This is a genomic window from Roseovarius sp. MMSF_3350 (assembly GCF_030733425.1).
Lineage (GTDB): Bacteria > Pseudomonadota > Alphaproteobacteria > Rhodobacterales > Rhodobacteraceae > Roseovarius.
In genome coordinates this window covers 94061-119550 of record NZ_JASHIZ010000014.1, presented here as the reverse complement: position 1 = coordinate 119550, position 25490 = coordinate 94061, and the positions used below count along the sequence as shown (strand labels likewise).

26 protein-coding genes and 1 tRNA gene are annotated in these 25490 nt (G+C 65.1%); 13 read left to right on the top strand and 14 right to left on the bottom strand.

Features of this window, described 5'->3' with window-relative positions; all coding sequences use genetic code 11:
* Positions 1-59 precede the first annotated feature (59 nt).
* A tRNA-Ile gene (locus RBB31_RS14285) sits at positions 60-136 on the bottom strand.
* Positions 137-267: 131 nt separating this feature from the next.
* On the opposite strand from RBB31_RS14285, the gene purM reads away from it, so the two are divergent.
* Both purM and purN read left to right on the top strand, forming a co-directional pair.
* Positions 268-1314, top strand: a complete 1047-nt coding sequence (gene purM, locus RBB31_RS14280; protein WP_306129969.1) for a phosphoribosylformylglycinamidine cyclo-ligase — start codon at positions 268-270, stop codon at positions 1312-1314.
* On the top strand, positions 1311-1904 hold the full coding sequence (purN, locus tag RBB31_RS14275) for a phosphoribosylglycinamide formyltransferase (RefSeq protein ID WP_306129968.1): 594 nt from the start codon (positions 1311-1313) through the stop codon (positions 1902-1904). Before purM ends, purN begins: the two co-directional genes overlap by 4 nt.
* Positions 1905-1932: 28 nt before the next feature.
* Here purN and RBB31_RS14270 read toward each other — a convergent pair whose 3' ends face one another.
* Complete coding sequence (locus RBB31_RS14270) at positions 1933-2109, bottom strand: hypothetical protein (protein WP_306129967.1); 177 nt, start codon at positions 2107-2109, stop codon at positions 1933-1935.
* A gap of 208 nt (positions 2110-2317) precedes the next feature.
* On the opposite strand from RBB31_RS14270, the gene rnd reads away from it, so the two are divergent.
* On the top strand, positions 2318-3478 hold the full coding sequence (gene rnd / locus RBB31_RS14265; RefSeq protein WP_306129966.1) for a ribonuclease D: 1161 nt from the start codon (positions 2318-2320) through the stop codon (positions 3476-3478).
* Positions 3479-3482: 4 nt separating this feature from the next.
* Here the strand turns inward: rnd and RBB31_RS14260 are convergent, their stop codons facing one another.
* Positions 3483-4073: a hypothetical protein gene (locus RBB31_RS14260; protein WP_306129965.1), complete on the bottom strand. Its 591-nt coding sequence runs from the start codon at positions 4071-4073 to the stop codon at positions 3483-3485.
* A 132-nt stretch (positions 4074-4205) separates the two neighbouring features.
* Between RBB31_RS14260 and RBB31_RS14255 the strand changes: the two genes are divergently transcribed.
* On the top strand, positions 4206-4616 hold the full coding sequence (locus tag RBB31_RS14255; protein ID WP_306129964.1) for a SufE family protein: 411 nt from the start codon (positions 4206-4208) through the stop codon (positions 4614-4616).
* Positions 4617-4733: 117 nt separating this feature from the next.
* Here RBB31_RS14255 and RBB31_RS14250 read toward each other — a convergent pair whose 3' ends face one another.
* The 3 genes from RBB31_RS14250 to RBB31_RS14240 form a co-directional block, all read right to left on the bottom strand.
* Positions 4734-5363 carry a DUF1638 domain-containing protein gene (locus tag RBB31_RS14250; protein ID WP_306129963.1) on the bottom strand — a complete coding sequence of 210 codons (630 nt, stop codon included), beginning with the start codon at positions 5361-5363 and terminating at the stop codon, positions 4734-4736.
* A gap of 1 nt (position 5364) precedes the next feature.
* Positions 5365-5550 (bottom strand): hypothetical protein, encoded by a 186-nt coding sequence (locus RBB31_RS14245; RefSeq protein ID WP_306129962.1) that lies wholly within the window; start codon positions 5548-5550, stop codon positions 5365-5367.
* 97 nt (positions 5551-5647) lie between these two features.
* The gene (locus RBB31_RS14240) at positions 5648-6352 is read right to left on the bottom strand and encodes a B12-binding domain-containing protein (RefSeq protein WP_152492615.1); all 705 of its coding nucleotides are present in this window, start codon (positions 6350-6352) and stop codon (positions 5648-5650) included.
* 203 nt (positions 6353-6555) lie between these two features.
* On the opposite strand from RBB31_RS14240, the gene RBB31_RS14235 reads away from it, so the two are divergent.
* The gene (locus RBB31_RS14235) at positions 6556-7644 is read left to right on the top strand and encodes a PA0069 family radical SAM protein (protein ID WP_306129961.1); all 1089 of its coding nucleotides are present in this window, start codon (positions 6556-6558) and stop codon (positions 7642-7644) included.
* A 203-nt stretch (positions 7645-7847) separates the two neighbouring features.
* On the opposite strand, the gene RBB31_RS14230 is transcribed toward RBB31_RS14235, so the two are convergent.
* The 4 genes from RBB31_RS14230 to RBB31_RS14215 all read right to left on the bottom strand — a co-directional run bounded on the left by RBB31_RS14230 (position 7848) and on the right by RBB31_RS14215 (position 12007).
* The gene (locus RBB31_RS14230) at positions 7848-9155 is read right to left on the bottom strand and encodes an HlyC/CorC family transporter (RefSeq protein WP_306129960.1); all 1308 of its coding nucleotides are present in this window, start codon (positions 9153-9155) and stop codon (positions 7848-7850) included.
* Positions 9156-9370: 215 nt separating this feature from the next.
* Positions 9371-10336 (bottom strand): site-specific tyrosine recombinase XerD, encoded by a 966-nt coding sequence (locus tag RBB31_RS14225; RefSeq protein WP_306129959.1) that lies wholly within the window; start codon positions 10334-10336, stop codon positions 9371-9373.
* Entirely contained in the window at positions 10333-11871 is a 1539-nt protein-coding gene (locus RBB31_RS14220) for a hypothetical protein (protein WP_306129958.1), read from the bottom strand. Before RBB31_RS14220 ends, RBB31_RS14225 begins: the two co-directional genes overlap by 4 nt.
* Positions 11858-12007 (bottom strand): hypothetical protein, encoded by a 150-nt coding sequence (locus tag RBB31_RS14215; protein WP_306129957.1) that lies wholly within the window; start codon positions 12005-12007, stop codon positions 11858-11860. The genes RBB31_RS14220 and RBB31_RS14215 overlap by 14 nt, the downstream gene beginning before the upstream one ends.
* 161 nt (positions 12008-12168) lie before the next feature.
* Between RBB31_RS14215 and RBB31_RS14210 the strand changes: the two genes are divergently transcribed.
* The gene (locus RBB31_RS14210) at positions 12169-12678 is read left to right on the top strand and encodes a shikimate kinase (protein WP_371931332.1); all 510 of its coding nucleotides are present in this window, start codon (positions 12169-12171) and stop codon (positions 12676-12678) included.
* Positions 12675-13787, top strand: a complete 1113-nt coding sequence (gene aroB / locus RBB31_RS14205; RefSeq protein ID WP_306129955.1) for a 3-dehydroquinate synthase — start codon at positions 12675-12677, stop codon at positions 13785-13787. Before RBB31_RS14210 ends, aroB begins: the two co-directional genes overlap by 4 nt.
* A gap of 130 nt (positions 13788-13917) precedes the next feature.
* On the opposite strand, the gene arsH is transcribed toward aroB, so the two are convergent.
* The 3 genes from arsH to RBB31_RS14190 are packed head-to-tail and all read right to left on the bottom strand — an operon-like array spanning position 13918 to position 16065.
* Positions 13918-14643, bottom strand: coding sequence for an arsenical resistance protein ArsH (gene arsH / locus RBB31_RS14200; RefSeq protein ID WP_306129954.1), 726 nt, complete (start codon positions 14641-14643; stop codon positions 13918-13920).
* Positions 14640-15704, bottom strand: coding sequence for an ACR3 family arsenite efflux transporter (gene arsB, locus RBB31_RS14195; RefSeq protein WP_306129953.1), 1065 nt, complete (start codon positions 15702-15704; stop codon positions 14640-14642). The genes arsH and arsB overlap by 4 nt, the downstream gene beginning before the upstream one ends.
* Before the next feature lie 28 nt (positions 15705-15732).
* A complete protein-coding gene (locus RBB31_RS14190) occupies positions 15733-16065 on the bottom strand; it encodes a helix-turn-helix transcriptional regulator (RefSeq protein WP_306129952.1) in 333 nt (110 codons plus the stop codon).
* A gap of 169 nt (positions 16066-16234) precedes the next feature.
* On the opposite strand from RBB31_RS14190, the gene RBB31_RS14185 reads away from it, so the two are divergent.
* Complete coding sequence (locus RBB31_RS14185; RefSeq protein ID WP_306129951.1) at positions 16235-17239, top strand: zinc-binding dehydrogenase; 1005 nt, start codon at positions 16235-16237, stop codon at positions 17237-17239.
* Positions 17240-17404: 165 nt separating this feature from the next.
* Positions 17405-18889, top strand: coding sequence for a peroxidase family protein (locus tag RBB31_RS14180; RefSeq protein WP_306129950.1), 1485 nt, complete (start codon positions 17405-17407; stop codon positions 18887-18889).
* An 88-nt stretch (positions 18890-18977) separates the two neighbouring features.
* Here RBB31_RS14180 and tyrS read toward each other — a convergent pair whose 3' ends face one another.
* Positions 18978-20231 (bottom strand): tyrosine--tRNA ligase, encoded by a 1254-nt coding sequence (gene tyrS, locus RBB31_RS14175; RefSeq protein WP_306129949.1) that lies wholly within the window; start codon positions 20229-20231, stop codon positions 18978-18980.
* A gap of 63 nt (positions 20232-20294) precedes the next feature.
* Between tyrS and RBB31_RS14170 the strand changes: the two genes are divergently transcribed.
* The 4 genes from RBB31_RS14170 (at position 20295) to dctP (ending at position 25452) form a co-directional block, all read left to right on the top strand.
* Complete coding sequence (locus tag RBB31_RS14170) at positions 20295-21413, top strand: anhydro-N-acetylmuramic acid kinase (RefSeq protein ID WP_306129948.1); 1119 nt, start codon at positions 20295-20297, stop codon at positions 21411-21413.
* The gene (locus tag RBB31_RS14165; protein ID WP_306129947.1) at positions 21410-22159 is read left to right on the top strand and encodes an aspartate/glutamate racemase family protein; all 750 of its coding nucleotides are present in this window, start codon (positions 21410-21412) and stop codon (positions 22157-22159) included. Before RBB31_RS14170 ends, RBB31_RS14165 begins: the two co-directional genes overlap by 4 nt.
* Before the next feature lie 316 nt (positions 22160-22475).
* Entirely contained in the window at positions 22476-24074 is a 1599-nt protein-coding gene (locus RBB31_RS14160) for an ABC transporter substrate-binding protein (protein WP_306129946.1), read from the top strand.
* A 364-nt stretch (positions 24075-24438) separates the two neighbouring features.
* Positions 24439-25452, top strand: coding sequence for a TRAP transporter substrate-binding protein DctP (gene dctP / locus RBB31_RS14155; RefSeq protein ID WP_306129945.1), 1014 nt, complete (start codon positions 24439-24441; stop codon positions 25450-25452).
* Positions 25453-25490 lie beyond the last annotated feature (38 nt).

The following is a 25490-nucleotide window of genomic DNA, read 5'->3' as shown; positions in this document are numbered from 1 at the left end:
ACCCTTTCAGTGGCTTCGGGTCCATACGGGCATTGAAAACATTGAAGTTTACGGATTTTTGGTAGGCCCGGAGGGACTCGAACCCCCAACCAAAGCGTTATGAGCGCTCTGCTCTAACCAATTGAGCTACAGGCCCGACCTTTGCTCGGGATAGGCGGGGGCAGGGCGGGCGTCAAGGGCTCTGGCACGGGCGCGCGGGCTTTCCCGATTGCACGGACGCCCCCGATGGATTAACGCAAGCCCCGACACGCCAAGCGGAGACCGCACATGACCGACGCCAAGAACGGGATCACCTATGCCGATGCCGGCGTGGATATCGACGCGGGCAACGCGCTCGTCGACCGGATCAAGCCCGCCGCCAAGCGCACCAACCGCGCAGGCGTCATGGCGGGGCTGGGCGGTTTCGGCGCGCTTTTCGATCTCAAGGGCGCGGGCTATACCGACCCGATCCTCGTGGCCGCCACCGATGGCGTGGGCACCAAGCTGCGCATCGCCATCGACACCGGCAACGTGGATGGCGTCGGCATCGACCTTGTGGCCATGTGCGTCAACGACCTTGTCTGCCAGGGGGCCGAGCCGCTCTTCTTCCTCGACTATTTCGCCACCGGCAAGCTCGACACGGATACAGCCGCCCGCATCATCGAAGGCATCGCCGAAGGCTGCGTGCGCTCCGGCACCGCGCTCATTGGCGGCGAGACGGCGGAAATGCCCGGCATGTACCCCGAAGGCGACTTCGACCTCGCCGGCTTTGCCGTGGGCGCGATGGAGCGCGGCAGCGACCTGCCGGCGGGCGTCACCTCGGGCGACGTGCTGCTGGGGCTTGCCTCCAACGGCGTGCATTCCAACGGCTACAGCCTTGTGCGCAAGCTGGTCGAGATGTCCGGCCTCGGCTGGAACGCCGACTGCCCTTGGTCCGACGGCACGCTCGGTGCGGCCCTGCTGACCCCCACGCGCCTTTACGTGACGCAGGCGCTGGAGGCGGTCCGCGCCGGCGGCGTCCACGCGCTCGCCCACATCACCGGCGGCGGCCTGACCGAAAACATCCCCCGCGTCCTGCCCGATGACCTTGGCGTAGACATCGACCTCGGCAGCTTCGACCTGCCCCCCGTCTTCCGCTGGCTGATGGAGCAGGGCGGCATGGCCGAAGCCGAGATGCTCAAGACCTTCAACTGCGGCGTTGGCATGGTGCTGGCCGTAGACGCCGCCCGCGCCGACGCGCTGGCCAGCCTGTTGGAAGACACCGGCGAAACCGTCATCCGCCTCGGCCATGTTGCCGACGGGCCGGGCGTCCGCTACACCGGCAGCCTCGCGTGACCAAACGCGTCGCCATCCTCTTTTCCGGCGCCGGCTCCAACATGGTGGCGCTGATCGACAGCATGACCGGCGACCACCCGGCACGCCCCGTGGTGGCCCTTTGCAACACGCCCGACGCTCCCGGTTTTGCCAAGGCCGAGGCGCGCGGCGTCCCGACCGAGCTCGCCGATCACCGCGATTTCAAGGGCGATCGCCCGGCCTTCGAGGCTGTCATGACCCGGACACTGGAGCGCTACGCCCCCGACATCATCTGTTTCGCGGGCTTCATGCGTATCCTGACCGACGATTTCATCTCGCGCTGGCAGGGCCGGATGATCAACATCCACCCCTCGCTTCTGCCCAGCTATCGCGGTCTAAACACCCACGCCCGCGCCATCGCGGCGGGCGAGACCGAGGCGGGCTGCACCGTCCACGAGGTCACGCTGGAACTGGACGATGGCCCGATCCTGGGCCAGGCCCGCGTGCCCGTACGACCCGGCGACACGCCCGAGGTGCTGGCCGCCCGCGTGCTGGAGCAGGAACACCGGCTCTATCCGGCGGTCCTGCGCCGCTTCGCCGCGGGCGACCGCACGCCCGTGCACCTGCCCTGACGCGTCGGGGCGGACCGGCTTCGATGGATCAGCGCGGCGCCGAAGCCGCGACGTTGCCGTGCCAGTTTTCCGACCCATCGACAGGCGGGGCGGTCAGTGCGATACCGCCAAGTGCCAGCAACAGAATGGCACTCAGCGTCAACGCTGCACTGCGCAAGTCGAGCCGCGGAGCAGGGCGGGCAGGGATATGGTCGAGGGTCGTCATGGCATTTCTCCATCATTGGAACTGCATGTCACATAGACCCGGCCAAAGCATTTTGGAAACGAATGAATGTTGCGCTTACGATCACGAATAGTGATGGTTATGCTACCCTCACTTTCGATCCCCACCCTCGTGCATCACTTGCGCTTTGCTTTCCGCCGCGCCTCGGTATAGGCGGTTGGACTACCACGTTTGATCCGCCGGAGCAGGAATGCACACTATCACCACCACCGAAGAGCTCGCCGCCTTTTGCGCCCGCGCGGCCGAGGCCGAGTATGTCACCGTCGATACCGAGTTCCTGCGCGAGCGCACCTATTATTCCAAGCTTTGCCTGATCCAGCTGGCCCTGCCGTCACGCGGGGAGGGCGACGCCGTGCTGGTGGATCCGATCGAGGGGCAGGACATGTCGCTCGAACCGCTCTACGAGCTTTTCCGCAATCCCTCCGTGGTCAAGGTCTTCCACGCCGCGCGGCAGGATCTCGAGATCTTCTACGTCGATGCCGGGCTTATCCCCGACCCGCTTTTCGACACCCAGGTGGCGGCGATGGTCTGTGGCTTCGGCGAACAGGTGGGTTACGAGACCCTGGTGCGCAAGATCGCCAAGCAGTCGCTCGACAAGACCTCGCGTTTCACCGACTGGTCGCGCCGGCCGCTGACCGAGGCGCAGAAGACCTATGCACTGGCGGACGTGACGCATCTGCGCGATATCTACGAATTCCTGGCCGCCAAGCTGGCCAAGTCGGGCCGGGACAAGTGGGTGGCAGAGGAAATGCAGGTACTGACCAACCCCGAAACCTATGTCACCCGTCCCGAAGAGGCCTGGCAGCGCGTCAAGACGCGCAACTCCTCGGGCCGTTTCCTGGCCATCGTGCGCGAACTTGCGCGCTTCCGCGAGGAGTATGCCCAGACCCGCAACATCCCCCGCAACCGGGTCTTTAAGGACGACGCGCTGGTGGAACTGGCCTCGACCAAGCCGAAATCCGCGAATGACCTGTCGCGCTCGCGGCTTTTGCTGCGCGAGGCGCGGCGCGGCGACATTGCCGACGGCATCACCGCGGCGGTCAAGGCGGGTCTCGACTGTCCGAACGAAGATTTGCCCAAGCCCGACCGCAGCCGCGAACGCCTTCAGGTCAACCCGGCGCTGGCCGATTTGCTGCGCGTCCTGCTCAAGGCGAAATCCGAGGAGTATTCAGTCGCCTCGAAACTCATCGCGTCCGCGGCCGATCTCGATGCGATCTCGGCGGGCGAACGCGACGTGCCGGCCCTTGGTGGCTGGCGGCGCGATGTGTTCGGCGACGATGCGATGCGGCTTTGCGACGGCAAGGTGGCCCTGGCCGCGCGCCGCGGGTCGATCGTGGCGATCGACCTCTGAGCCGTCAGCGGCGCGAGCTCAGGGCGTTCAGCTCGCCGCGCACGCGGATCTCGTTGATCTCTTCGAGGTCGTTGTTGCTCAGGAACGCGCCCACGCGCACTTCGCGCGTGCTCTGCGTTCCGACCGGCGTCTCGATCGGCTGATAGGCGTTCAACGTGTATTCCATCACGCCGTTGATAGGGCCGTCCTTGCTGACCGGCAGCAGCCGGACGTCGAACGCACCTTCGCGCTGGGGCAGGCCGGTCACGCGCACGATGGCGCCCGTGGGCAGCGGCTCGACCACCATACTGGTCACCTGGTCCACCAGGCTGCCGTCGTAGATCTCGACCTTGGCGCGGCGGCGGAAAATGCCCGCCTTTTGCGCCGACGAGGCATTGCGGCGCACGATCAACTCGGCATTCTGGTCCTCGATCAGCGGGTTGCCTGTCTGCCGGTCGCTGGGCGAGCGGCGTTCGCCGGTGTTGGTTGTGTTCACGACCGGGGTGGACCGGCTGTTGCCGAACCAGTTGCGCGGGTTGGCTCCGGAGTCGCGCCAGCCGCTGCATGCCGTCAGCGTCATGCTCGAAATCAACATCAGCGAAAGCAGAACCCGCATTTAGACCGCCCCTTCGTCGTTTCTTTTCGACTACCCCATCCGCGCGGGCTTGAAAAGAGACTTGGCGCACTGGACCGCGCGGTGTTGCATGCCTAATTGTGGTGAAAGCCAAGTGAAAAGGGGACCAGCCGCATGGCGCAACCGGCATTCGAGGAGATCGTCGAGGATTTCGAGTTTCTGGAAGACTGGGAAGACAGGTACCGGTACGTCATCGACCGCGGCCGCGCGATGGAACCGCTCGATGACGCGCTGAAGGTGCCTGCGACCAAGGTGGATGGCTGCGCCAGCCAGGTCTGGCTGCATCCGCAGACGGAAGACGGCAGTTTCCGCTTTGACGGCGATTCGGACGCCATGATCGTGCGCGGCCTGATCGCGGTGCTGCGCACGCTCTATAACGGCGTCCCCGTGGGACAGGTCGGCGCGGTCGACGCCCCGGGCGAACTGGCCCGGCTGGGGCTGAACGACCACCTGTCGGCGCAACGCTCGAACGGGCTGCGCGCGATGATCCAGCGCATCCGAGCGGTGGCCTCCGAGGCGGCCTGATCGGATCGAGTGGCTGCGCCACGCTCGATTTTCCTGTGAAGAGGGGCGCTGCCCCTCCGGTCGAAACGATGTTTCGACCTCCTCCCCGGGATATTTATAGCCAGAGGAAAAAGCTGCTCAGGCGCGGGCGATGAGCGCGGTTTCGAGGTCGCCATAGCCGGTGAAACGGTATTCGAATTCGAGACCGAGCCGCTTGGCACACTCTTGCGCCTTGGCCTTCAGCGCGGGATCCTCGACCTGCGCCTGGTAGACCAGCTTGGTGTAATTGCCGAATATCATGTCGCGCAACTCGGGATGCCGGTCTAGGCCCATGGGCTTCCAGACGAAGGCGTCGAACTGCTTGACCAGGAAATCGGTCAGATAGAAGGCGGTGATCTCGTCGCGGGCGGCGAAGGTCTCGTTGCCCTCGAAAAAGGAGTAGCAATGCGGCCCCTCGACCATCTCGACGCCCAGTTCGCGGCATTTCGCCTGCAATAGGCCACCGGTGCCGCAATCGGCATAGACCACGAAGATGTCGTCATAGGCGTCGCGGTGCGTGGCCACGGTCTCCTCGACTGCGGTGACGATCCTGTCGGGGTAGAGGTGGAATTTCGCCGGCAGGCATTGCAGCACCATGTGATCCCAGCCGTTGGCGCGTTTCAGCGCCAGGATTTCGCGCGCGAGCGCGCCGCAGGCGATGAGCAGGATGCGGCCTTTTCCCGGCTCTGCAAAACCGTCTTCGGTCAGGGTCGCGTCGCTCGGCAGCATATCAGCGCCCGCCGCCGCGCAGGCCGATGAAGCGCACCAGAAGGTAGATGCCAAGCACCAGCGGCACCGCCACCATCCAGTTCTCCGACAGTGCCTCCGGCCCCCAGGCCGTGGTGGCGAGGAAGATCGTGCCGCCGGCGGCGGCGATCACGACGAGAAGCAGCAAAACCAGCTTGTTGAGCGGCATGGGCGCGATCCTTTCCCGGTTGACATAAGCATCGGACCTCCAAGAAAAAAGCCCCGCCGGATCGGGCAGGGCCTTGTTGTTCAGATCCGGCCCAGGCTCAGCCCGTGGCGCCCTGGTTGTGCTTGCGGCCCACCAGGTCCTTGGCGGTTTCCACCGCCACGGCGGCGTCGCGGCAATAGGCGTCGGCTCCAATGGCCTTGCCGAATTCCTCGTTCAGCGGCGCGCCGCCCACCAGCACGATGTAATCGTCGCGCAGGCCCTGTTCGACCATCGTGTCGATCACGACCTTCATGTAGGGCATCGTGGTGGTCAGCAGCGCCGACATGCCCAGGATGTCGGGCTTTTCGGTTTCCAGCGCCTCGAGATAGTTCTCGACCGGATTGTTGATGCCGAGGTCGACCACCTCGAACCCGGCGCCTTCCATCATCATCGACACGAGGTTCTTGCCGATGTCGTGGATGTCGCCCTTGACCGTGCCGATCACCATCTTGCCGACGCGCGGCGCGCCGGTTTCGGCCAGCAGCGGCTTGAGGATGGCCATGCCGCCCTTCATCGCGTTGGCCGCCAACAGCACTTCGGGCACGAACAGGATGCCGTCGCGGAAATCCTTGCCCACGATGGTCATGCCGCCCACCAGCGCCTCGGTCAGCACCTGATAGGGCTGCCAGCCACGCTCGAGCAGGATGTTGACGCCTTCCTCGATCTCTTCCTTCAGACCGTCATAGAGGTCGTCGAACATCTGCTGGACAAGTTCCTCGTCGTCCAGTTCGCTGAGGATGATGTCGTCTTCTTCGTCGGACATAGGATTGATCCCTTGATGCGGCGCGTGGCCTGGTGTCTAGCCCCCGCGATTACGTCCATTTTGTCGCACACGGTTCTCCAATTCCGACATGCGCGGTTCTTGCACCGACAGATAGCGCAGATTCCGGGCGGCCAGGGGGGAATACGCCTAGGCTGACGATCGGCATGTTGCATATGTTCCCTTAATGTTCCTATAATAGGGGCATGTCCGACACGCCCGACACGGTCGATCCTTCCTTGCGCCGTCCCGGACGGGGCGCGGTCAGCAATGCCGTGGGCCGGTACGAGCGGCGGACACGCAGTTTCGAGGATGACGGCTGGAATGCCGTGCCCGAGGAAGTCTCCCTGCGCACCCGCGTCACCATCGAGCGGCCGCGCAGCATGATCACCTACAACCGCTCGCCGGACCTGCCGTTCGACCGCTCGATCAATCCCTACCGGGGCTGCGAGCATGGCTGCATCTACTGTTTCGCGAGGCCCAGCCACGCCTGGCTCGGCCTGTCGGCAGGGCTCGATTTCGAGACCCGGCTGGTCGCCCGGCCCGACGCGCCCGAGGTGCTGGCCGCCGAATTGCGCAAGCCCGGCTACCGCGTCCGACCCATCGCCATCGGCACCAACACCGATCCCTACCAGCCGATCGAAAAGACCGAGCGCATCATGCGTGCCTGTCTGCGGGTCCTGTCGGAGTTCAACCACCCGGTTGCCATCGTCACCAAGGGCAGCCTGGTGGAGCGTGATATCGACATCCTGTCGGACATGGCCGCGCGCGGGCTGGCGCGGGTGGGCATCTCGGTCACCACGCTCGATCCCGCGCTGAGTCGCAGGATGGAGCCACGGGCCCCGGCCCCGGCCCGGCGCCTGAAGGTCATCGAACGTCTGGCCGGCGCGGGCATTCCCGTCCGGGCCATGGTCTCGCCGGTGATACCGGGCCTGACCTGCCACGAGATCGAGCCGATTCTGAAATCCGTGGCAGGGGCAGGGGCCGAGGCCGCGAGCTGGATCATGCTGCGCCTGCCGCTGGAGGTCTCGCCGCTATTCCGCGAATGGCTGGCAGAAGCCTGCCCCGACCGCGCCGCCCGCGTCATGGGGCACGTCCGCGACATGCACGGAGGCAAGGACTATGCCTCGGATTGGGGCCGCCGGATGCGCGGGTCGGGGCCCTATGCCGAGATGGTGGCGCAGCGGTTCAAGGTCGCGGCAAGACGGTTGGGGCTGGATGGCAAGCAACCGCCGCTCAGGTGTGATCTGTTTGAACCGCCAGCGCGGACCGGGGACCAGATGGAGCTGTTCTGAGATCGGCGGGCAGATCGGATGGAAGGGCGCATGGTGTCTCATCCACCCAACGGTTCCGCGCGACAACGCGCCGGGACCTACCCGGCTGCCGTAGGGTGGGGTTCCACCCCACCACCGCGCCCTGATGCCGCGCAAACCCGTCTCGGGCCTGACCCGGGACCTCGATGCATCCGTAGGGTGGGTGAAAACCCACCACACCCGCGCTACAATTTCCGTACCTTCAGCTTGGTCAGCCGGTTGTCTTCCTTTTCCACCACCTCGAAACGGAAGCCGTGGAAATTGAACACCTGTCCCACCTCGGGGATGATCTGCGCCTCGTATATCACAAGCCCCGCCACGGTGTTGGCCTCGTCATCCGGCAGGGTCCAGTCCGTCGCCCGGTTCAGGTCGCGGATCGTCGTGCCGCCGTCGACCAGGAACTGCCCATCGTCGCTGCGCCCCACCGGGTGGTCGCCGTCGGGGTCGAACTCGTCGGTGATCTCGCCCACGATCTCTTCCAGGATGTCCTCCAGCGTGATCAGCCCCTGCAAGTCGCCATACTCGTCCACCACCAGCGCGAAATGGCTCCGCATCCGCAGGAACTGCCGCATCTGGTCGTCAAGCGTGGTGGTTTCCGGCACGAAATAGGGCTCCATCGCCACGTCGCAGATATCGAACGTCGCTAGCGCCCCGCGCGCGCCCTCGGCCTGCAGCGCCAGCGTGTGCATGGCGCGCAGCAGGTCCTTGGCGTGGACCACCCCGATGATGTTGTCGGGATCGTCGCGATAAATCGGCAGGCGCGTGTGGTTCGACTTCAGGCACTGGTCCAAAATCGCCTCGGGCTCCAGCGCCGCGTCGATCATCTCGATCTGGCTGCGATGGAGCATGATCTCCTCGACCGCGCGGTCGCCCAGGTCCAGCGCGCCCAGGATGCGGTCACGGTCCTCCTTTTCCACCACGCCCTCGGAATGGCCAAGGTAAAGCGCCCCGGCGATTTCCTCTCGCACGGCCAGGATATGGCTGTCGGGATCGGTCTTCACGCCGAACACCCGCAACACGCCGCGCACCAGCAGGCGCACCGCGGACACCACGGGCGAGAACACGACGATCACCCAGCGGATGACGGGGGCCGCGTGCGCCGCCGCCGCCTCGGCGTTCGTGATCGCGTAGGTCTTGGGCAGAACCTCGGCAAAGATCAGCACCAACAGCGTCATCACCAGCGTCGCCAGCGCCACGCCGCTTTCGCCGAAGGCGCGGGTGAAAAGCGCGGTGGCCAGCGACGTCGCCAGGATGTTCACCAGGTTGTTGCCCAGCAGGACCGAGCCGATCAGCCGCTCGTTGTCCTCGGTGATCTCGAGCGCCTGTTCGGCGCCTTTCGAGCCCTTGTCGGCCCGCGCCCGCAGCTTGCCCCGCGATGCGGCGGTCAGCGCGGTTTCACTGCCCGAGAAGCAGGCGGACAATACCAGAAGCAGAAGGATCGCGCCGGCGGTGATCCAGAAGGCGGCGTCAAAGGTTGTCGAGACGGGTTCCATTGTCCAACATTCGGATTATGCGTTGCAGGGGTTATGGGGCGTGGACGCCGGTCATTCAAGGAAACAGGCGATGAAACTTGCCAATTCGGGCGCGCGGGACAAGCGGATATCGGCCTTCGACCGGCCTTGCGCGACCCTGCATGCAACGCAGGCCCTGCAGGCCGTGGTGGACGCGGTACCAACCGCACCGGCGACCTCGACACCTGTTGTCGCTGCTAACCGTCCGAAGACGTGCCCCCCGAGGCCCTGCGCCGCTCATCCTGCGCCAGCGGGTGCGCGTCGAACACCAGTTCGCGCAGCCGGTCCTCCAGCACATGGGTATAAATCTCCGTGGTGCCCACGTCGGCATGACCCAAGAGCGTCTGGATCGTCCGCAGATCGGCTCCTCCGGCCAGCAGGTGCGTCGCGAACGCGTGGCGCAGCGTGTGCGGCGACACCCGCTCGGGGCTGATGCCGGCGGTCACCGCGAACTCCTTCACCAGCAGGAAAAAGCGGTTGCGCGTCAGGTGCCCCGTCTTGCCGCTCGAGGGAAACAGAAAAGGAGAGGCCGGCTTGCCCTTCGCCTTCGCCGCCGCCTCGGTGTCATCGCGCGCCTTCAGCCAGTTGTTGAGCGCCGCTCGGGCCGGGGGCGACATCGGCACCAGCCGCTCCTTTCCGCCCTTGCCGCGTACCAGCAGCATCTGCGGATCGCCCCGGCAGGACGCCACCGGCAGCGACACCAGCTCGGTCACCCGCATCCCCGTGGCATAGAGCAGCTCCATCAGACAGGTATTGCGCAGCCGGTCGACCTTGCCCCGCCCCGTCTGCCGCGCCGCTTCCAGCAGGCGGTCCACCTCTTCCAGTTGCAACGTCTTGGGCAGGCGCTTGTCGCGGCCCGGCCCCTTGATCTGAATCGCCGGGTTGTCGTCGCGAAGCCCCTCGTCAAAGGCAAAGCGGTAGAACTGCCTGATCGCCGACAGCCGCCGCGCCCGCGTCGACCGCGCCAATCCTTGTGCGTCGCAATGCACCAGATAATCCTCGATATCCGCCTGCGCCGCGCTGGCCGCGTCCTTGCCGCCGCGCGCCAGCCACTCGGTGAAATCCGTCAGGTCGCGCGCATAGGCCTGCAACGTGTTCTGCGCCGCCCCGGCCTCGGCGGCCTGCGCGTCGAGAAAATTCGCCAGCCAGTGCCGCGTGCTCACGTGTCGGCCTTCAGCAGCAGGATCTGCAAGGCCGCCTGCCGCGCGGTATCCTCCAGCCCGACGGCCCGCAGCGTCGACAGGCCCGCCACGATATCACTGGCTTGGTTCGGCCCGGCTGTGTCCAGCTGCAACGCCGCGGTCAGGATCGCCTGACCCAGCCGCCCGGCCTTCAGCATGTCGGCATGGTCGGGATGGGCCTCCGTTGCGGCAAAGGCCTCGGCGATGGCGATCTGCGGCGTCTCGCTGGCCAGCGCGGCGTCCGGCGCACCCTGTGCTACTCCGACCAGGAACCGCGACCGCGCATCGCTTCCGGCAAGGTCGGGGGCCAAGGTCTCGTAATCCCGCGACAGAAGCGCGATTTCGAACGCTGCCTCCCGCGCCCGCCCGTCCAGGTCCAGCGTCGAGAGCGACTGCGCGAAAAGTGTGGCAAACGCCACGGCCAGCCCTTCACGCTTCATGTCGCGCCACAGCCCCGGCAGGTGTCGCGCCACGGCTTGCGGATCGGTGTCCACGATTGCCTGTTCCAGCTTCTGCACGCCCGCCACGCGGTCCCACACCCCGCCCGAGGCCGCCGGGCTCTGGTCGGTGTAAAGTCCCAACAGGCGGTTGGCGGGCAGGGCGCCGGTGCGGGTCAGCCGCTCGGCCGCCTCGATCTCGGCCTTCAGCCCGGTCAGTCCGCGCAGGTCGGCAACAGCGAATTCCCGCGGCAGGTTGCGCGTGGGCAGGGGCGTGCCCGCCGCCTCGTACAGGCGATAGAGCAGCGGCGTCATCTCTGACGAAGGGGCCAGGGACATCTCCGCGTCGATCGTCTCGGGGTCGAGGAACTGCGCCAGCAACCGCACGCTTGCGGCGTCGAGAACGCCCAGGGCCGTTGCCGTCTCGTAGGTCAGCGCGGCTGTCTGCCACGCGCCGGTGCGCGCCCCGCAATAGATCCGCGCGTCATAGCGCTCGCTCAGGTCCGGGTCCTGGGACAGCGCCGCGCAAGCCTCCTCTTCGGTGCCACTCAACAGGGCAAGGTCGAACCACTGGTCGAAAAGGCTCGCGTCATAGGGACCGGCCTGCTGCACCAGCGCCAGCGCCGGATCCACCGCCCCCATCTTGCGCAGCGCCATTAGCCGCGCGCGCAAGAACCGCGCCTCCGGCCCGGCGTCCGCGGGCGCCTCGGCCTCGGCCAGCAACAGGGTGTAGTACAGCGCCTGGATCGCCGGCAGAGGGTCCGACGGCAGGCGCGAGAACATCGACACCAGCGTGTCGGTACCGCTCCCGGCCCACAGGTTCGGCGGCAAACCCGTCGTGCTGCCGGGCAATAGCCCCGCTCCGTCGGGCTGTGCGCCATCCAGCGGCATCACGTCCACATCCGGCACGACGGCGCCTTCCACGTCATCCGCGACGGGCGGGTTGAGCGCTTCCTCCAGCGGTCGGGCGACGCTGATCGGCGCGGGGTCCTTCAGCCAGTCGATGGCCGTCAGCGGCTCCTGCGCCATGGCCGGCGCGGCAAGAACTATGGAAAAAACAACGGTTTCAAGAGTCTTCAAGAATGATTTCCTGTCGAATTTCTTCACGCTCGGGCGAAAAATCCGCCCCGAAGAAGGGGCCGATATAGGCATAGCCGATCAGCGCCAGGAACGCCAGAATACCAAGGTAGATCAGCCATTTGATCAATCTGAACATGTGTTGCCTGCCCGCGTTTTGCCGTCTTTTACCACTTTATAACTGGCAATTTCATCAAGATCACGTCATTCAGTGCACGAAAAGACAAGATTGGCATAGGAGCGCCGACATTGGCCGGCACCGAGCGTTGGCAATTGAAGAAAACCGTCGTGCTCGTGGGGATGATGGGGGCAGGAAAAACCGCTGTTGGCAAGGCTTTGGCGGCCATGCTTGATGTGCCGTTTCTCGATTCGGACGTCGAGATCGAGGCCGCCGCCAACATGAAGATTTCCGAGATTTTCGCCCGCGACGGCGAGGCGTTCTTTCGCGACCGCGAAACCCGGGTCATCGACCGTCTGCTCGACGGCGAGCGCGGCATCCTGTCCGCCGGCGGCGGCGCGTTCCTGTCCGAGCGCAACCGCGCCCTGATCGGTGCCAAGGGCGTGTCGGTCTGGCTCAAGGCCGATCTTCGGCTTTTGTGGAACCGGGTAAAACACAAGGATACCAGACCTTTGCTGCGCACAGCTGATCCCCGAAAGACGCTGACGGACCTCTACGAGGCCCGTCTGCCCTTCTACCAGATGGCTGACCTCGCGGTGCCCGCGCACCCGACCTACACGATCGACCAGATGGCAGCCAAGGTGGCCGAGGCACTGGCCACCCGCCCCGACGTTCTGGAGCCCGCGCCATGACTGAACGCGTGAACGTGGCCCTGGGCGAGCGAGCCTACGACATCCATATCGGCCCCGGCCTACTGTTGCGGTCCGGAGCGCTGATCGCGCCGCTGCTGCGCCGGCCCCAGGTCGCCATCGTGACCGACGAGACCGTGGGTGCCCTGCACCTCTCCACGCTTCAGGCGGGTCTGGGTTCCGAGGGCATCGACAGCACCGCCCTCGCGCTGCCCCCCGGCGAAGGCACCAAAGGCTGGCCACAGTTCGAACGCTGCGTCGAATGGCTCTTGTCCGAGAAGATCGAGCGCAGCGACGTGGTCATTGCCTTCGGCGGCGGCGTGATCGGCGATCTTGTCGGCTTTGCCGCCTCCGTCCTGCGCCGCGGCGTCCGCTTCGTGCAGGTCCCCACCAGCCTTCTGGCCCAGGTCGACAGTTCCGTGGGCGGCAAGACCGGCATCAACGCCCCCCAGGGCAAAAATCTGATCGGCGCCTTCCACCAGCCCAGCCTCGTGCTGGCCGATACGGACGTGCTGGGAACACTGAAAAGTCGCGATTTCCTCGCCGGTTACGGAGAAGTGGTAAAGTACGGTCTGCTGGGCGACGCCGCCTTCTTCGACTGGCTCGAAACCCACGGCCCCGAGGTGGCACGGGGCGACATGCCCGCCCGGATCGCGGCGGTCAAACGCTCGGTCGAGATGAAGGCCGAGATCGTCATCGAGGACGAAAAAGAGCACGGGCGCCGCGCACTGCTGAACCTCGGCCACACCTTCTGCCACGCGCTCGAGGCCGCCACCGGCTATGGCGACCGCCTGCTGCACGGCGAAGGCGTCGCCATCGGCTGCGCCCTGGCGTTCGAACTCTCCAGCCGCCTTGGCTTGTGTTCCCAGGAAGACCCCAGCCGCGTCCGCGCCCATCTGCGCGACATGAACATGAAGGTCGATCTGTCTGATATAGCAGGGGAATTGCCAAATGCAGACGGCCTTATCGACCTCATGGGCCAGGACAAGAAGGTGGTCGACGGAAAGCTGCGCTTCATCCTCGCCCGCGGCATCGGAGACGCTTACGTGGCCGACGACGTGGATATGGATGTTGTCCGCAAGGTTCTGGATGACGCGCTCGCCGCCCGGTGACCTCACTTTCGGAGCGCCCGATCCTCTGTCTTTCTGACCCGGTAGTCCTGCCGCCAGAAGATCCCGGATCAGGTCCGGGATGCCTCCCGCCGAATAGCGAAGGGTGGGTGGAAACCCACGTGCCGCATGGTCACTCTGTCCCGATTGCCTGCGACGCGTTCACCCGCGTTGACAACTCCTCCAAACTCTCGACCCGCTCGGAATACCTGTCCGTGAGATACCCCGCCTGTCCGCGTGTCAGGACCGTGAACTTCACCAACTCCTCCATCACGTCCACCACCCGGTCATAGAGCGGCCCCGGCTTCATCCGATCCGCATCGTCGAACGCGTCCCACGCTTTCGGCACCGAAGACTGGTTGGGAATCGTCAGCATTCGCATCCAGCGCCCCAGGATACGCATCTGGTTCACCGCGTTGAAGCTTTGCGACCCACCGCTGACCTGCGCCACAGCCAGCACCTTGCCCTGCGTTGGGCGAATCCCTCCGATCGGCGCCAGCGGGATCCAGTCGATCATGCTCTTCATCACGCCGGTCATCGCGCCGTGCCGCTCGGGGCTGACCCAGACCATGGCCTCTGACCACATCACCAACTCACGCAACTCCGCCACCTTCGGATGGCTGACTTCCGCGTCGTCGGGCAGGGGCAGCCCGTGGGGATCATACATACGGGTCTCGGCACCGAGGTGGCCCAAGATCCGCGCCGCTTCCTCGCTCAGCAGCCGTGAAAACGACCGTTCCCGCAAACTGCCATAGAGCAGCAGGACGCGCGGCGCATGGCGCGCGCGCTCCGCCGGGAACAGCTTGTCATGATCGATATCGGGCAGGGCGCCCGTATTCAGGTTGGGCATGTCACTCATACGTGTCGTTCCTCTCTTTCGGCGAACCGGCGCCTTGTCCGGTTGGCAAACGCCACCAGCGACAGCATCACCGGCACTTCCACCAGCACGCCCACCACCGTCGCCAGTGCCGCCCCGGAATTGAGCCCGAAAAGGCTGATCGCCACCGCCACCGCCAGTTCGAAAAAATTCGACGTTCCGATCATCGCGCAAGGTGCCGCCACCCGGTGCGGCACGCGCATCATGTAAGCCGCGCCATAGGCCAGCACGAATATCCCGTAGCTCTGGATCAGGATCGGCACAGCGATCAGCGCGATCACCAGCGGGTTGGCCAGGATGATGCTGCCCTGCAACCCGAACAGGATCACCACAGTGGCGATCAGCCCGATGATCGACCACGGCTTCACCCGCGCCGTGAACGCCTCGATCGCCGCTTTCGAGCCCAACATCCGCCGCGTCACCAGCCCCGCCACCAGCGGCAGCACCACGTAAAGCACCGTCGCCATCACCAGCGTCTGCCACGGCACCGCGATGTCCGTGACGCCCAGCAGAAGCGCCACGATGGGCGCGAATGCGAAGACCATGATCAGGTCGTTCACCGACACCTGCACCAGCGTGTAGGTCTCGTCGCCCTTCGTCAGTTGCGACCACACGAACACCATCGCCGTGCAGGGCGCCGCGCCCAGCAGAATCAGCCCTGCAATGTATTGCGCCGCATCCTCCGGCGCGATCCACGGCGCGAAAAAGTACTCGAAGAACAGCACCGCCAGCAGCGCCATGGTGAAGGGCTTGATCAGCCAGTTGACCACCAGCGTGATCACCAGCCCCTTCGGCTGTTTCGCCACCGCCGGAATGGTGCTCAGGTCCACGCCGATCATCATCGGATAGATCATCGCCCAGATCAGCACCGCCACCACCAGGTTGATCCGCGCCACCTCCGCCGCCGCAACCGCCGCGACCAGCCCCGGCGCCACGGCCCCGATTGCAATACCCAGCACGATCGCCAGTGCGATCCAAACGCTGAGGTAGCGTTCGAAGACGCCCAGGCCGCTCTCCTTCGGTGTGTCGACCCTGTCGGTCATATCTGGCCCTCGTTCCATTTTCGCAAAGTCAGCACTGAAGTGAAATACCGTCTATAAGCGATTGGCATCGCTCATGATTTCCGCCGCAACAGTCTTCCACGAGATAGGCCAACAGCCCCCGAACCCCCTCGATCTCCGCACGGTAGCGCACCGACCGACCCTCCCGCGCCGCCCGGATCAGCCCGGCCCGCGAAAGCACCGACAGATGCGCCGACATGGTGTTCTGGCGCACGCCGCACATCGCCGCGATCTCTCCTGCCGCCACGCCCTCGGGGCCGGCGCGCATCAGCAGGCGAAATACATCCAGCCGCGTGTCCTGCGACAGGGCCTGAAGGGCGGAAAGGGCGCATGTTTTATCCATGCATCGAGAAGTATGGATATGTGTCGCGAAAGGCAAGCGACGTTTTCATCACCTGGGCCCGCTGCCGCCAAGGCAGCACGGCACCGCAGGAACAAAACCCGTCGCCACCCGTTCCGCCGGGGCGAGGCTCACGAACAGGCGACATTCTCGAAACGAAAGGCCGATCCTCATGAAAGCCGCTCTCCACGACACATTCGGCGACCCAACAAAGGTTCTCTACGCCGCCGGCACCGATACGCCCGAGCCGAAAGAAGGGCAGGTGCGCGTCAAGGTCCTTTTGTCCCCCATTCACAATCACGATCTCTGGACGGTACGCGGCACCTACGGCTACAAGCCGCCGTTGCCCGGCGCCATCGGCGGCTCCGAGGCCGCGGGCATCGTCGATGCCGTGGGCGCGGGCGTCGATGACGGTCTCAAGGGCCAGCGCGTCGCCGTGGCAGGGGTGCATGGCACCTGGGCCGAGTATGTTCTCGCTCCCGCAAACGGGCTCTTGCCCTTGCCCGAGAAGATCTCCGACGAAGAGGGCGCGCAGCTCATCGCCATGCCGTTGTCGGCCATTTCCCTGCTCGACAGCCTCAAGGCCCATCGGGGCGACTGGATCATCCAGACCGCCGCCAATGGCGCAGTGGGCCGCATCATGGCTGTTCTGGCCCGCGAACGCGGCATCCACCTCGTCAACCTCGTGCGTCGGGACGAGGCCGTGCAGGACCTGCGCGAAGCAGGTACAGAGCATGTCTTTTCCACCTCTGACGGCGACTGGAAAGATCAGGTTCGCAAGACCGTAAACGACGGCAAAGTGGTCTCGGCCATCGATTCCGTCGGCGGCGACATCGCGGCGCATCTCGTCGACCTCCTGTCCAGCGACGGAGAGATCTTCGTCTTCGGAACTGCCACGGGCGAACCGATGCCGCTTGCCTCGGGACCGCTCATCATGAAGCAGATCACGGTCAAGGGCTTCTGGGGTGCGCGCGTCATATCCGAAATGGACCGCGAGCGCCGCGAGAGCCTGATGTCCGACCTGGTGGCGCTGGCAATGCAGGGCCGGCTGCCGTTGGCGACCAGCGGCACGTATCCCCTCGACCGGATCGCCGATGCGGTGAATGCGTCTCTGACCCCCGGTCGTGGCGGGAAGGTCATGCTGAAACCCTGGGCCAGCGATGACCCCGGTGCGTGAACGAGAACGACGCGGGATCTCATGAAATCCGGGGGCGCCCCCGCCCGACAAAAACACGCCAAGGTTGAGTTTAGCCATAGAATATGCTACTTTTCCGGCATCCGGACTTTTTCCCGGATCGATGTGAACTTTTTTCAATTCATTTTCTAATCAGGAGAATTTCCCATGCCAGGAATTCATCACGGCCTTACGCGGCTCGACCAACTCGTCAAGACATGTCTTCAGAACGAAGGCCCGGCGAAGCCCTTCGTGCAAACGCTGGGACGCCTCAAGCCGGCCAACCCGGTGTTCATCGAGAACATCACCCACCAGGATGTCGTGAACGCGCTCGACGCCCTGTCGCAATCCATGCGCGCCACCAGCAACGAGGACGGCCCGGCCGATGCCGGCATGACGTTCCTGGGCCAGTTCGTCGACCACGACATCACTCTCGACGCGACGTCCGCGCTCGGCACGCGGATCGACCCGGCGACGATCCGCAACATCCGCACGCCCGGCCTCGACCTCGATTGCGTCTACGGCGACGGCCCCGAAGCCTCGCCACATCTCTACGGCGCGGGAGAGCAGGATCACATGCTGATGTTCGGGCGCCAGGACAACGCGCTCGACCTGGCCCGGACCTGCGCCGGCAAGGCCCTGATCGGCGATCCGCGCAATGACGAGAACATCATCGTGGCCCAGATCCAGGGCATCTTCATCGAACTGCACAACATTCTTATGAGCAAGGTGATCGAGGGCGGCTCCGAGGCCGCCGACATCAAGGCTTGCGCCCATTCAGGCATGAGCGAGGAGGTCTGGGACGCCCATGTCTCGCCCGGCCTGACCAGTTTCCAGGAGGTGCGCCGCTTCATCCGCCTCCACTACCAATGGATCGTCTGGAACGAACTGCTCGACGCCTTCGTCCATCAGGACTGCCTCGATGCGGCCATGCACGCATTGGTCTTTGACTGGGACGCGCCGGTCATGCCGGTCGAGTTCACCGGGGCGTGCTATCGATTCGGCCACGCCACCACGCAGTTCGAGTACCAGATAAACGCCGCCGGAAGCCCCGTGCCGCTCTTCGCCACGCAAGGGTTCGGCAAGCGGCCCGAAGACCAGAACCTCGACTATAACCTTTTCTTCGAAATGGGCGGCGGCACCCAATCGCAAAAGGCGCGTCCGGTCGGCCCTAAACTGGGCGCGGCGCTCCTGGAACTGCCCTTCGTCTCTGGTCAGATCGAGCTCAAGGACGTGAACGTCACCCTGACCGAGCCGCAATCGAAAAACCTCGCCCTGCGCAACATGGTGCGCGACCGCTACACCTATCAACTGGCCAGCGGCCAGCAGTTCGCGGCGCATCTGGGCACCGACACGGTCGAGGTTCCGCCCGAACTGAAGGACAAGGGCTTCAAGAAGACACAGCTGTGGTTCTATGCCCTGCAAGAGGCCAAGGAACAGGGCGGCGGCAAGCTCACCGGCGTGGGCGGCACCATCGTCGCCTCGGTCTTTGCCAACCTGCTCAAGCGCGATCCGACCACATACGTGCACATCCCGCATTTCACGCCCTGGTCGGGCTTTGGCGGCAAACCGTCCTGCATGGCCGGGATCATCGCCTATGTCGAGGCGCATCGCAGCCATATCCTGCACCCCGACAAACTGAAATGCGGCTGAACACGCAGGGTGGCCCCAGGCGTAACGCGCCGTTTTCTTAAAAAGAAAACGCCCCGGGGTTTTTTAAAAACTCCGGGGCGCCAATGTCTTACCCGACGATCTTCACCAGCGCGTGCCGCTTTTTCCCCGCCGACAGCTTGATCGGGCTGGCCAACGCCTGCGCGTCCACCATCATCCCCGCATCCGTCAGCGGGCGATCGTCCATCCTGGCGCCGTTCTCGGCAATCAGGCGCTTGGCCTCTTTGCCCGATACCGCCAGCCCGGATTTCACGATCAGCTGCACGATGGAAATCCCGTCGCCCACCTCCGCCGCCGACAGCTCCAGCGTCGGCAGATCGTCCCCGACGCCGCCTTTCTCGAACACTTCGCGGGCCGTGGCCTCTGCATTCGCCGCCGCGTCCGCCCCGTGCAGCAGGGTCGTCACTTCATTGGCCAAAATGACCTTGGCCTCGTTGATTTCCGCCCCCGCCAGCGCGCCCAGCCGGTTGCACTCGTCCACCGGCAACTCTGTATAAAGCTTCAGGAACCGCCCCACATCGGCATCCATCGTGTTCCGCCAGAACTGCCAGAATTCGTAGGGCGACCGCATGTCCGCGTTCAGCCACACCGCGCCATCCGCCGACTTGCCCATCTTGCGCCCGTCCGCCGTTTCCAGCAGGGGCGAGGTCAGGCCATAGATCTCGTGGTCCAGGACCCGCCGCGTCAGGTCGATCCCGTTGACGATATTGCCCCACTGGTCCGACCCGCCCATCTGCAGCAGGCAGCCATAGCGCCGGTTCAGCTCCAGAAAGTCATATGCCTGCAGGATCATGTAGTTGAACTCGAGGAACGACAGCGATTGCTCTCGGTCCAGCCGCGACTTGACGCTCTCGAAGGACAGCATCCGGTTGACGGAAAAGTGCCGGCCGATGTCGCGCAAGAACTCCAGGTAGTTCAGCCCGTCCAGCCACTCGGCATTGTTCAGCATCAACGCATCCGTGGCTCCGTCGCCATAGGTCAGGTACCGCGCAAAGACCTGTTGCATCCCGTTGATATTGCTCTCGATCTGCTCGGGCCCCAGCAGGGGCCGCTCGTCCGACCGAAAGCTCGGATCGCCCACCTTCGTGGTCCCGCCGCCCATCAGCGTGATCGGCTTGTGCCCCGTCTTCTGCAGCCAGCGCAGCATCATGATGTTCAGCAGGTGCCCCACATGCAGCGACTGCGCCGTGGCGTCATAACCGATATAGGTCGGCACCACGCCCGCGCTCAGCGCGTCGTCCAGCCCCTGGTAATCCGTGCAATCGGCCAGGTAGCCGCGCTCGATCATCGTGGCCATGAAATCCGATTTGGCGTGGTAGGTCATATTGCTTGTCCCAGCTGGTTTTGCGCGGCATGTATAGGGATGGTTCAGGCGAAGGAAAAGGCCATGTTGAAGGCCGGTTTGAAGAGCGGCCCGGTCTGGGCGCTCGGGGCGATGTCGGGCACCTCGCTGGACGGGGTCGATGCCGCCATGGTCCAGACCGATGGCGAGACGATCTTTGCCTTCGGCGACAGCGCCTATCGCTCATATACCCCCACGGAAGAGGCCGTTCTGCGCGACGCCCTGGGCAAGTGGCCGGGCGAGGTGGGGCAGGAGGTCCTGCCGCTCGTCCAGCAGGCCCATGTCGACGTGCTGTCGCGCTTTTCCGGTGCACAGCTCGTGGGGTTTCACGGCCAGACCCTCGCGCACGAGCCGCAAGGGCGCGGCACCCACCAGCTTGGCGATGGCGAGGGGCTGGCCATGCATCTCGGCCTGCCGGTCGTCTGGGATTTCCGTTCGGCCGACGTGCGCCTGGGCGGCGAGGGCGCGCCGCTCGCGCCGTTCTTCCATTTCGCCTGCGCCAGGTGGATCGGCGCCGACCGTCCGCTCGCGTTCCTCAACCTCGGCGGGGTGGGTAACATCACCTGGATCGATCCCAGCCGCGACCGCCCCGACCAGGATGGCGCGCTCCTGGCTTTCGACACCGGCCCCGCAAACGCCCCCATCAACGACCTGATGATGCAGCGCCGGGGCGAGCCTTGCGACCGCGACGGCGCGTTGGCGCTCAAGGGCACCGTGGCCGAGGGCGCGCTCGAGCTTTTCCTCGACGAGCCATACTTTCGCAAGATCCCCCCCAAGAGCCTCGACCGTGACGCCTTCGCCGATCTCTACACCCTCGTGCACGAACTTTCAGATGCCGACGCCGCCGCCACTCTCACTGCGATGAGCGCGGCGGCGGTCCTCCAGGCGATGGAGCATTGTCCGTCCCCGCCAGAGCGCCTGCTGGTCTGCGGCGGCGGGCGGCGGAACCCGGTGATGATGGCCATGTTGCGCACGGCGCTCGACGCGGTCGTCGACCCGGTCGAGGCGGTGGGCCTGGACGGCGACATGCTCGAGGCGCAGGCCTTCGGCCATCTCGCCGTGCGCGTCCTGCGCGGCCTGCCCACCTCTTGCCCGTCGACCACCGGCGTCGCGGCGGCAGTGGCCGGCGGCACCGTCAGCTGGCCGGACGGAAGCTCGCGATGACCTATGCGCTCGACAATGGTATGCCCGTCCGCCTGGGCCTCATCGTGCTCAGCACCGACGAGACGCTCGAAACCGAGGCCCGTACGATTCTCGCGGGCCGCGATGTCGGCCTGCATCACAGCCGCATCTTCTCCGACAGCGAGGTGACGCCCGAGAACCTTCTGTCGATGCAGGAGCGCATGGCCGCCTCCGCCGCGCTGCTGCCCGGCAAGCTCGACGCGGTGGGCTACGGCTGCACGTCCGCCTCGGCCCTGATGGGCGCGGCTCTGATCGAGGGGCAGGTGCAGCTTGCCCATCCCGGCGTGCCGGTCACCAACCCGATCAGCGCCGTGGTGGCCGCCCTGAATACACTCGGCGCGGCCCGGATCGCCATGGTCACGCCCTACGCGGTCGACGTCGTGGCCCCCTTGCGCAGCTTCCTGGAAACCCGCGGCATAGAGGTGGCACACAACTTCAGCTTCGGCGAGACCGACGACCGCCGCGTCGCCCGCATCACCGAAGCCTCCACCCACGCCGCCGTCACCGAGGCCGCCAGGGCGACGGGCGTGCAGGCCGTCTTCACCTCCTGCACCAACCTGCGTACCTTCGGCGTGATCGACGCGCTGGAGGCCGAGCTTGGCCTCCCGGTCATCAGTTCCAACCAGGCGCTGATGTGGCACCTGCTGGGCCGCGCCGGGGCCGACGGCCGCGGATGGGGGCCCGGCCGGCTCTTCCAGGCCGAAGGTGCGCGCACCGCCGTTGCCTGACGGCCCGCCCTTCGCGACCCCGTCCCGGGCCTAACCCGGGATGATATCCGCCACGTAGGGTGGGTGAAAACCCACGCGCCGCGCCGACATCCACCACCCCCGCACGCCCCCAGCCTTTCGCAGCGCCGCCAGGGCGGGCAGGGCGCTCAAAAAAAGGGCCGCCAGACGGGGGAAACCGCGCATCACCCAAACATCTCCGAGACAGGACGCGAAAAAGCGCGCTATTCTCGGGGCGCGGGGGCCGCATGACACGCGTTGCATCCCGACAAGAACAAAAAAACGGCCGCCAAAAGGCCGATCCAACAAGGAGAAGAGAATGGATTTCCTCGACAAACTGACGCGCGACCTGCGCACGCGCCGGATCTCGCGCCGCCGCTTCATGCAACAGGGTCTGGCCGCCGGTGCGACCGTCTCGGCCCTGTCCCTCACCGCCGACATGGTCCACGCCCAGACCCCGAAGAAGGGCGGCCATTTCCGCGTCGCCCGCGGCCACGGCGCCACCACCGACAAGCTCGACCCCGGCGTGATCGAGAACGGCTACACCATCGGCCTCGCGCTCGGCGGCTACCAAGGCTACCTGACCGAAATCGCCCCCGACGGCAGCCTTGCGCCCTCGCTCGCCGAAAGCTGGGAGTCCTCGCCCGACGCCAAGACCTGGACGTTCAAGCTGCGCGACGGCCTCGAATTCCACAATGGCCGCACCGTCAAGGCCAGCGACGTCGTGGCCTCGATCAACCACCACCGGGGCGAGGGCAACACCTCCGCAGCCGGCCCCCTGGTGGCGCCCGTGGTCGACCTCAAGGCCGACGGCGACCTCGTCGTTGTGGTCGAGCTGGAGAGCGGCAATGCCGACTTCCCCTTCATCATGACCGACTACCACCTGCCGGTGATGCCCGCCAACGACGACGGCACGATGAACTGGCAGGATTACATCGGCTGCGGCTCCTACGTGCTCGACAATTACGACGCCGGCGTCAGTTCGCAGCTTTCGCGCCACGCCAACCACTGGTCCGACGACGTGGCGTTCTTCGACACGGTCGAGGTGCTGTCGATCATCGACCAAAACGCCCGCACCTCGGCACTGGTCTCCGGCGACGTCCACGTGATCGACCGGGTCGATCTCAAGACCGCCGCGCTGCTGGGCCGCCGGCCCGGCGTCAACCTCAAGACCACCACCGGGACGCTGCACTATTCGTTGCCGATGCTCTGCGACACCGACCCCTACACCGACAACAACATCCGCCTCGCGGTGAAATACGCCATTGACCGGCAGGAACTGGTCGACAAGATCCTCTTCGGCTACGGCGAAGTCGGCAACGACCATCCCATCGGCTCGGGCCAGCGGTTCTACAATGGCGAACTGGAACAGCGCCAGTACGATCCCGACCGCGCCAAGTTCCACCTCAAGGAAGCCGGACTCGACTCGCTGCAGATCGAGATCATGGCCTCCGAGGCCGCCTTTGCCGGCGCGGTGGACGCCGCCATCCTGATCCAGAACTCCGCCAAGGGTGCCGGCATCGACCTCAAGGTCAACCGCCAGCCCAACGATGGTTTCTGGGCCGATCACTGGATCAAGTCGCCCTTCATCACCAGCTACTGGAGCGGCCGCCCGGTCGAGGACCAGATGTTCTCGACCACCTACCAGACCGGCGTGGCGTGGAACGAGTCCAAGTGGTCCAACGAACGATTCGACAAGCTCTTGATCGAGGCGCGCGCCGAACTCGACGAGGCCAAGCGCCGCGACATGTATTTCGAGATGCAGAAGATCCTGAACGAAGAGGGCGGCTCGGCCATCCCGATGTTCGCGTCCTACGTCTTCGGCGCGGGCGACGATGTCGGCATGCCCGAGCAAATTGCCACCAACTGGGATCTCGATGGCGAGCGTTACATGGAACGGTGGTGGCTGAACGCCTGACCTGAAACGAACGGGCGGCGCCGGACCCGGCTCCGCCCTCTCCGGACCACGGTTCCTGCCGTCGCGGGCCCGGGTTTCGGCCTATCAGGCTGCGAAATATCCGCCGCTTCCGCGCAATTTTCCCATGATATCGATGGGAAATGCCGGCCCCGCCATAAATTGCGCTTAATTTTCGGGCAGTTTCATGAACCCGAATGGCCCACGCGATTGCGTTAGCATGTTATTGAATTTACTGAATTAAATCAGAACGCCACGGTGCGGCGACCCATGCCATCGGCCCATCGGCAGGCCGGACAAGTGCATTGACACGATACGGCGGGGCCATCAGCCTAGGGTCAGTCACGAACGAAATGGGAGATTTGAAATGGCTAGATTTTTGCCCACATCCTTTGCCGCCGCGGTCGCCGCGGGCATTGCACTCAGCGCGAGCGTCGCGAACGCCGAGACCTGGCGCTACGCTTTCGAGGAGGCGCTTGACGAGGTGCAGGGTGTCTATGCCCAGAAGTTCAAGGAAGAGGTCGAGGCCAATTCCGACCACACCGTTCAGCTCTTCCCCTACGGCACGTTGGGCGAATCCGCCGACACGATGGAGCAGGCCCAGACCGGCATCCTGCAATTCGTCGATCAAAGCCCCGGCTTCACCGGGTCGCTGATCCCCGAGGCGCAGGTCTTCTTCGTGCCCTACCTCTTGCCGCAGGACACCGAGAAGCTTGGCGAGTTCTTCCGCACCTCCAAGGCCATCAACGAGATGTTCCCCGAGCTTTACGCCGAACAGGGGCTGGAACTGCTGACCATGTTCCCCGAAGGCGAGGTCTGCATGACCACGCAGGAACCCGTCAGCGGTCCGCCCGATCTCGATCAGGTCAAGTTCCGCGTCATGACCAACCCGCTCCTGGTGGAAAGCTACAAGGCCTTCGGCGCGACGCCCACGCCGCTGCCATGGGGCGAGGTCTACGGCGCGCTTCAGACAGGCATCATCCAGGGTCAGGAAAACCCGATGTTCTTCATCGAGTCGACCAAGATGTACGAGGTGACCGAGGTTATCACCTGCGCCGGTCACAATAACTTCACCACAGCCGTGATGGCCAACAAGGAATTCTATGACGGCCTGTCCGAAGAGGACCAGACGGTGATCCAGAACGCGATCGACGTCGCCTTCGACCACATCATCGAGTACCAGAAGGGTCTTCACGAAGAGAGCATCGAGAAGATCAAGGAAGCCAAGCCCTCGATGCAGGTCAACACCCTCAGCGAGGAAGAACGCCAGCCCTTCGTCGAGGCCGGCGCCTCGGTCGAGGAGACATTCCTCGAAATGACCGGCGAAGGCGGCAAGAAAATCCTCGACCAGCTCAAGGCCGATCTGGAAGCCGTGCAATAACAACAAGGCCGCGCGGCGGCCGCGCCTTCGGGGCGCGG

Coding starts and splice junctions, on each gene's coding strand:
- purM (WP_306129969.1), top strand. CDS start 268: ATGACCGACGCCAAGAACGGGATCACCTATGCCGATGCCGGCGTGGAT.
- RBB31_RS14270 (WP_306129967.1), bottom strand. CDS start 2,109: ATGACGACCCTCGACCATATCCCTGCCCGCCCTGCTCCGCGGCTCGAC.
- rnd (WP_306129966.1), top strand. CDS start 2,318: ATGCACACTATCACCACCACCGAAGAGCTCGCCGCCTTTTGCGCCCGC.
- RBB31_RS14260 (WP_306129965.1), bottom strand. CDS start 4,073: ATGCGGGTTCTGCTTTCGCTGATGTTGATTTCGAGCATGACGCTGACG.
- RBB31_RS14255 (WP_306129964.1), top strand. CDS start 4,206: ATGGCGCAACCGGCATTCGAGGAGATCGTCGAGGATTTCGAGTTTCTG.
- RBB31_RS14250 (WP_306129963.1), bottom strand. CDS start 5,363: ATGCTGCCGAGCGACGCGACCCTGACCGAAGACGGTTTTGCAGAGCCG.
- RBB31_RS14245 (WP_306129962.1), bottom strand. CDS start 5,550: ATGCCGCTCAACAAGCTGGTTTTGCTGCTTCTCGTCGTGATCGCCGCC.
- RBB31_RS14240 (WP_152492615.1), bottom strand. CDS start 6,352: ATGTCCGACGAAGAAGACGACATCATCCTCAGCGAACTGGACGACGAG.
- RBB31_RS14235 (WP_306129961.1), top strand. CDS start 6,556: ATGTCCGACACGCCCGACACGGTCGATCCTTCCTTGCGCCGTCCCGGA.
- RBB31_RS14230 (WP_306129960.1), bottom strand. CDS start 9,155: ATGGAACCCGTCTCGACAACCTTTGACGCCGCCTTCTGGATCACCGCC.
- RBB31_RS14215 (WP_306129957.1), bottom strand. CDS start 12,007: ATGTTCAGATTGATCAAATGGCTGATCTACCTTGGTATTCTGGCGTTC.
- RBB31_RS14210 (WP_371931332.1), top strand. CDS start 12,169: ATGATGGGGGCAGGAAAAACCGCTGTTGGCAAGGCTTTGGCGGCCATG.
- aroB (WP_306129955.1), top strand. CDS start 12,675: ATGACTGAACGCGTGAACGTGGCCCTGGGCGAGCGAGCCTACGACATC.
- arsH (WP_306129954.1), bottom strand. CDS start 14,643: ATGAGTGACATGCCCAACCTGAATACGGGCGCCCTGCCCGATATCGAT.
- arsB (WP_306129953.1), bottom strand. CDS start 15,704: ATGACCGACAGGGTCGACACACCGAAGGAGAGCGGCCTGGGCGTCTTC.
- RBB31_RS14190 (WP_306129952.1), bottom strand. CDS start 16,065: ATGGATAAAACATGCGCCCTTTCCGCCCTTCAGGCCCTGTCGCAGGAC.
- RBB31_RS14185 (WP_306129951.1), top strand. CDS start 16,235: ATGAAAGCCGCTCTCCACGACACATTCGGCGACCCAACAAAGGTTCTC.
- RBB31_RS14180 (WP_306129950.1), top strand. CDS start 17,405: ATGCCAGGAATTCATCACGGCCTTACGCGGCTCGACCAACTCGTCAAG.
- tyrS (WP_306129949.1), bottom strand. CDS start 20,231: ATGACCTACCACGCCAAATCGGATTTCATGGCCACGATGATCGAGCGC.
- RBB31_RS14170 (WP_306129948.1), top strand. CDS start 20,295: ATGTTGAAGGCCGGTTTGAAGAGCGGCCCGGTCTGGGCGCTCGGGGCG.
- RBB31_RS14165 (WP_306129947.1), top strand. CDS start 21,410: ATGACCTATGCGCTCGACAATGGTATGCCCGTCCGCCTGGGCCTCATC.
- RBB31_RS14160 (WP_306129946.1), top strand. CDS start 22,476: ATGGATTTCCTCGACAAACTGACGCGCGACCTGCGCACGCGCCGGATC.
- dctP (WP_306129945.1), top strand. CDS start 24,439: ATGGCTAGATTTTTGCCCACATCCTTTGCCGCCGCGGTCGCCGCGGGC.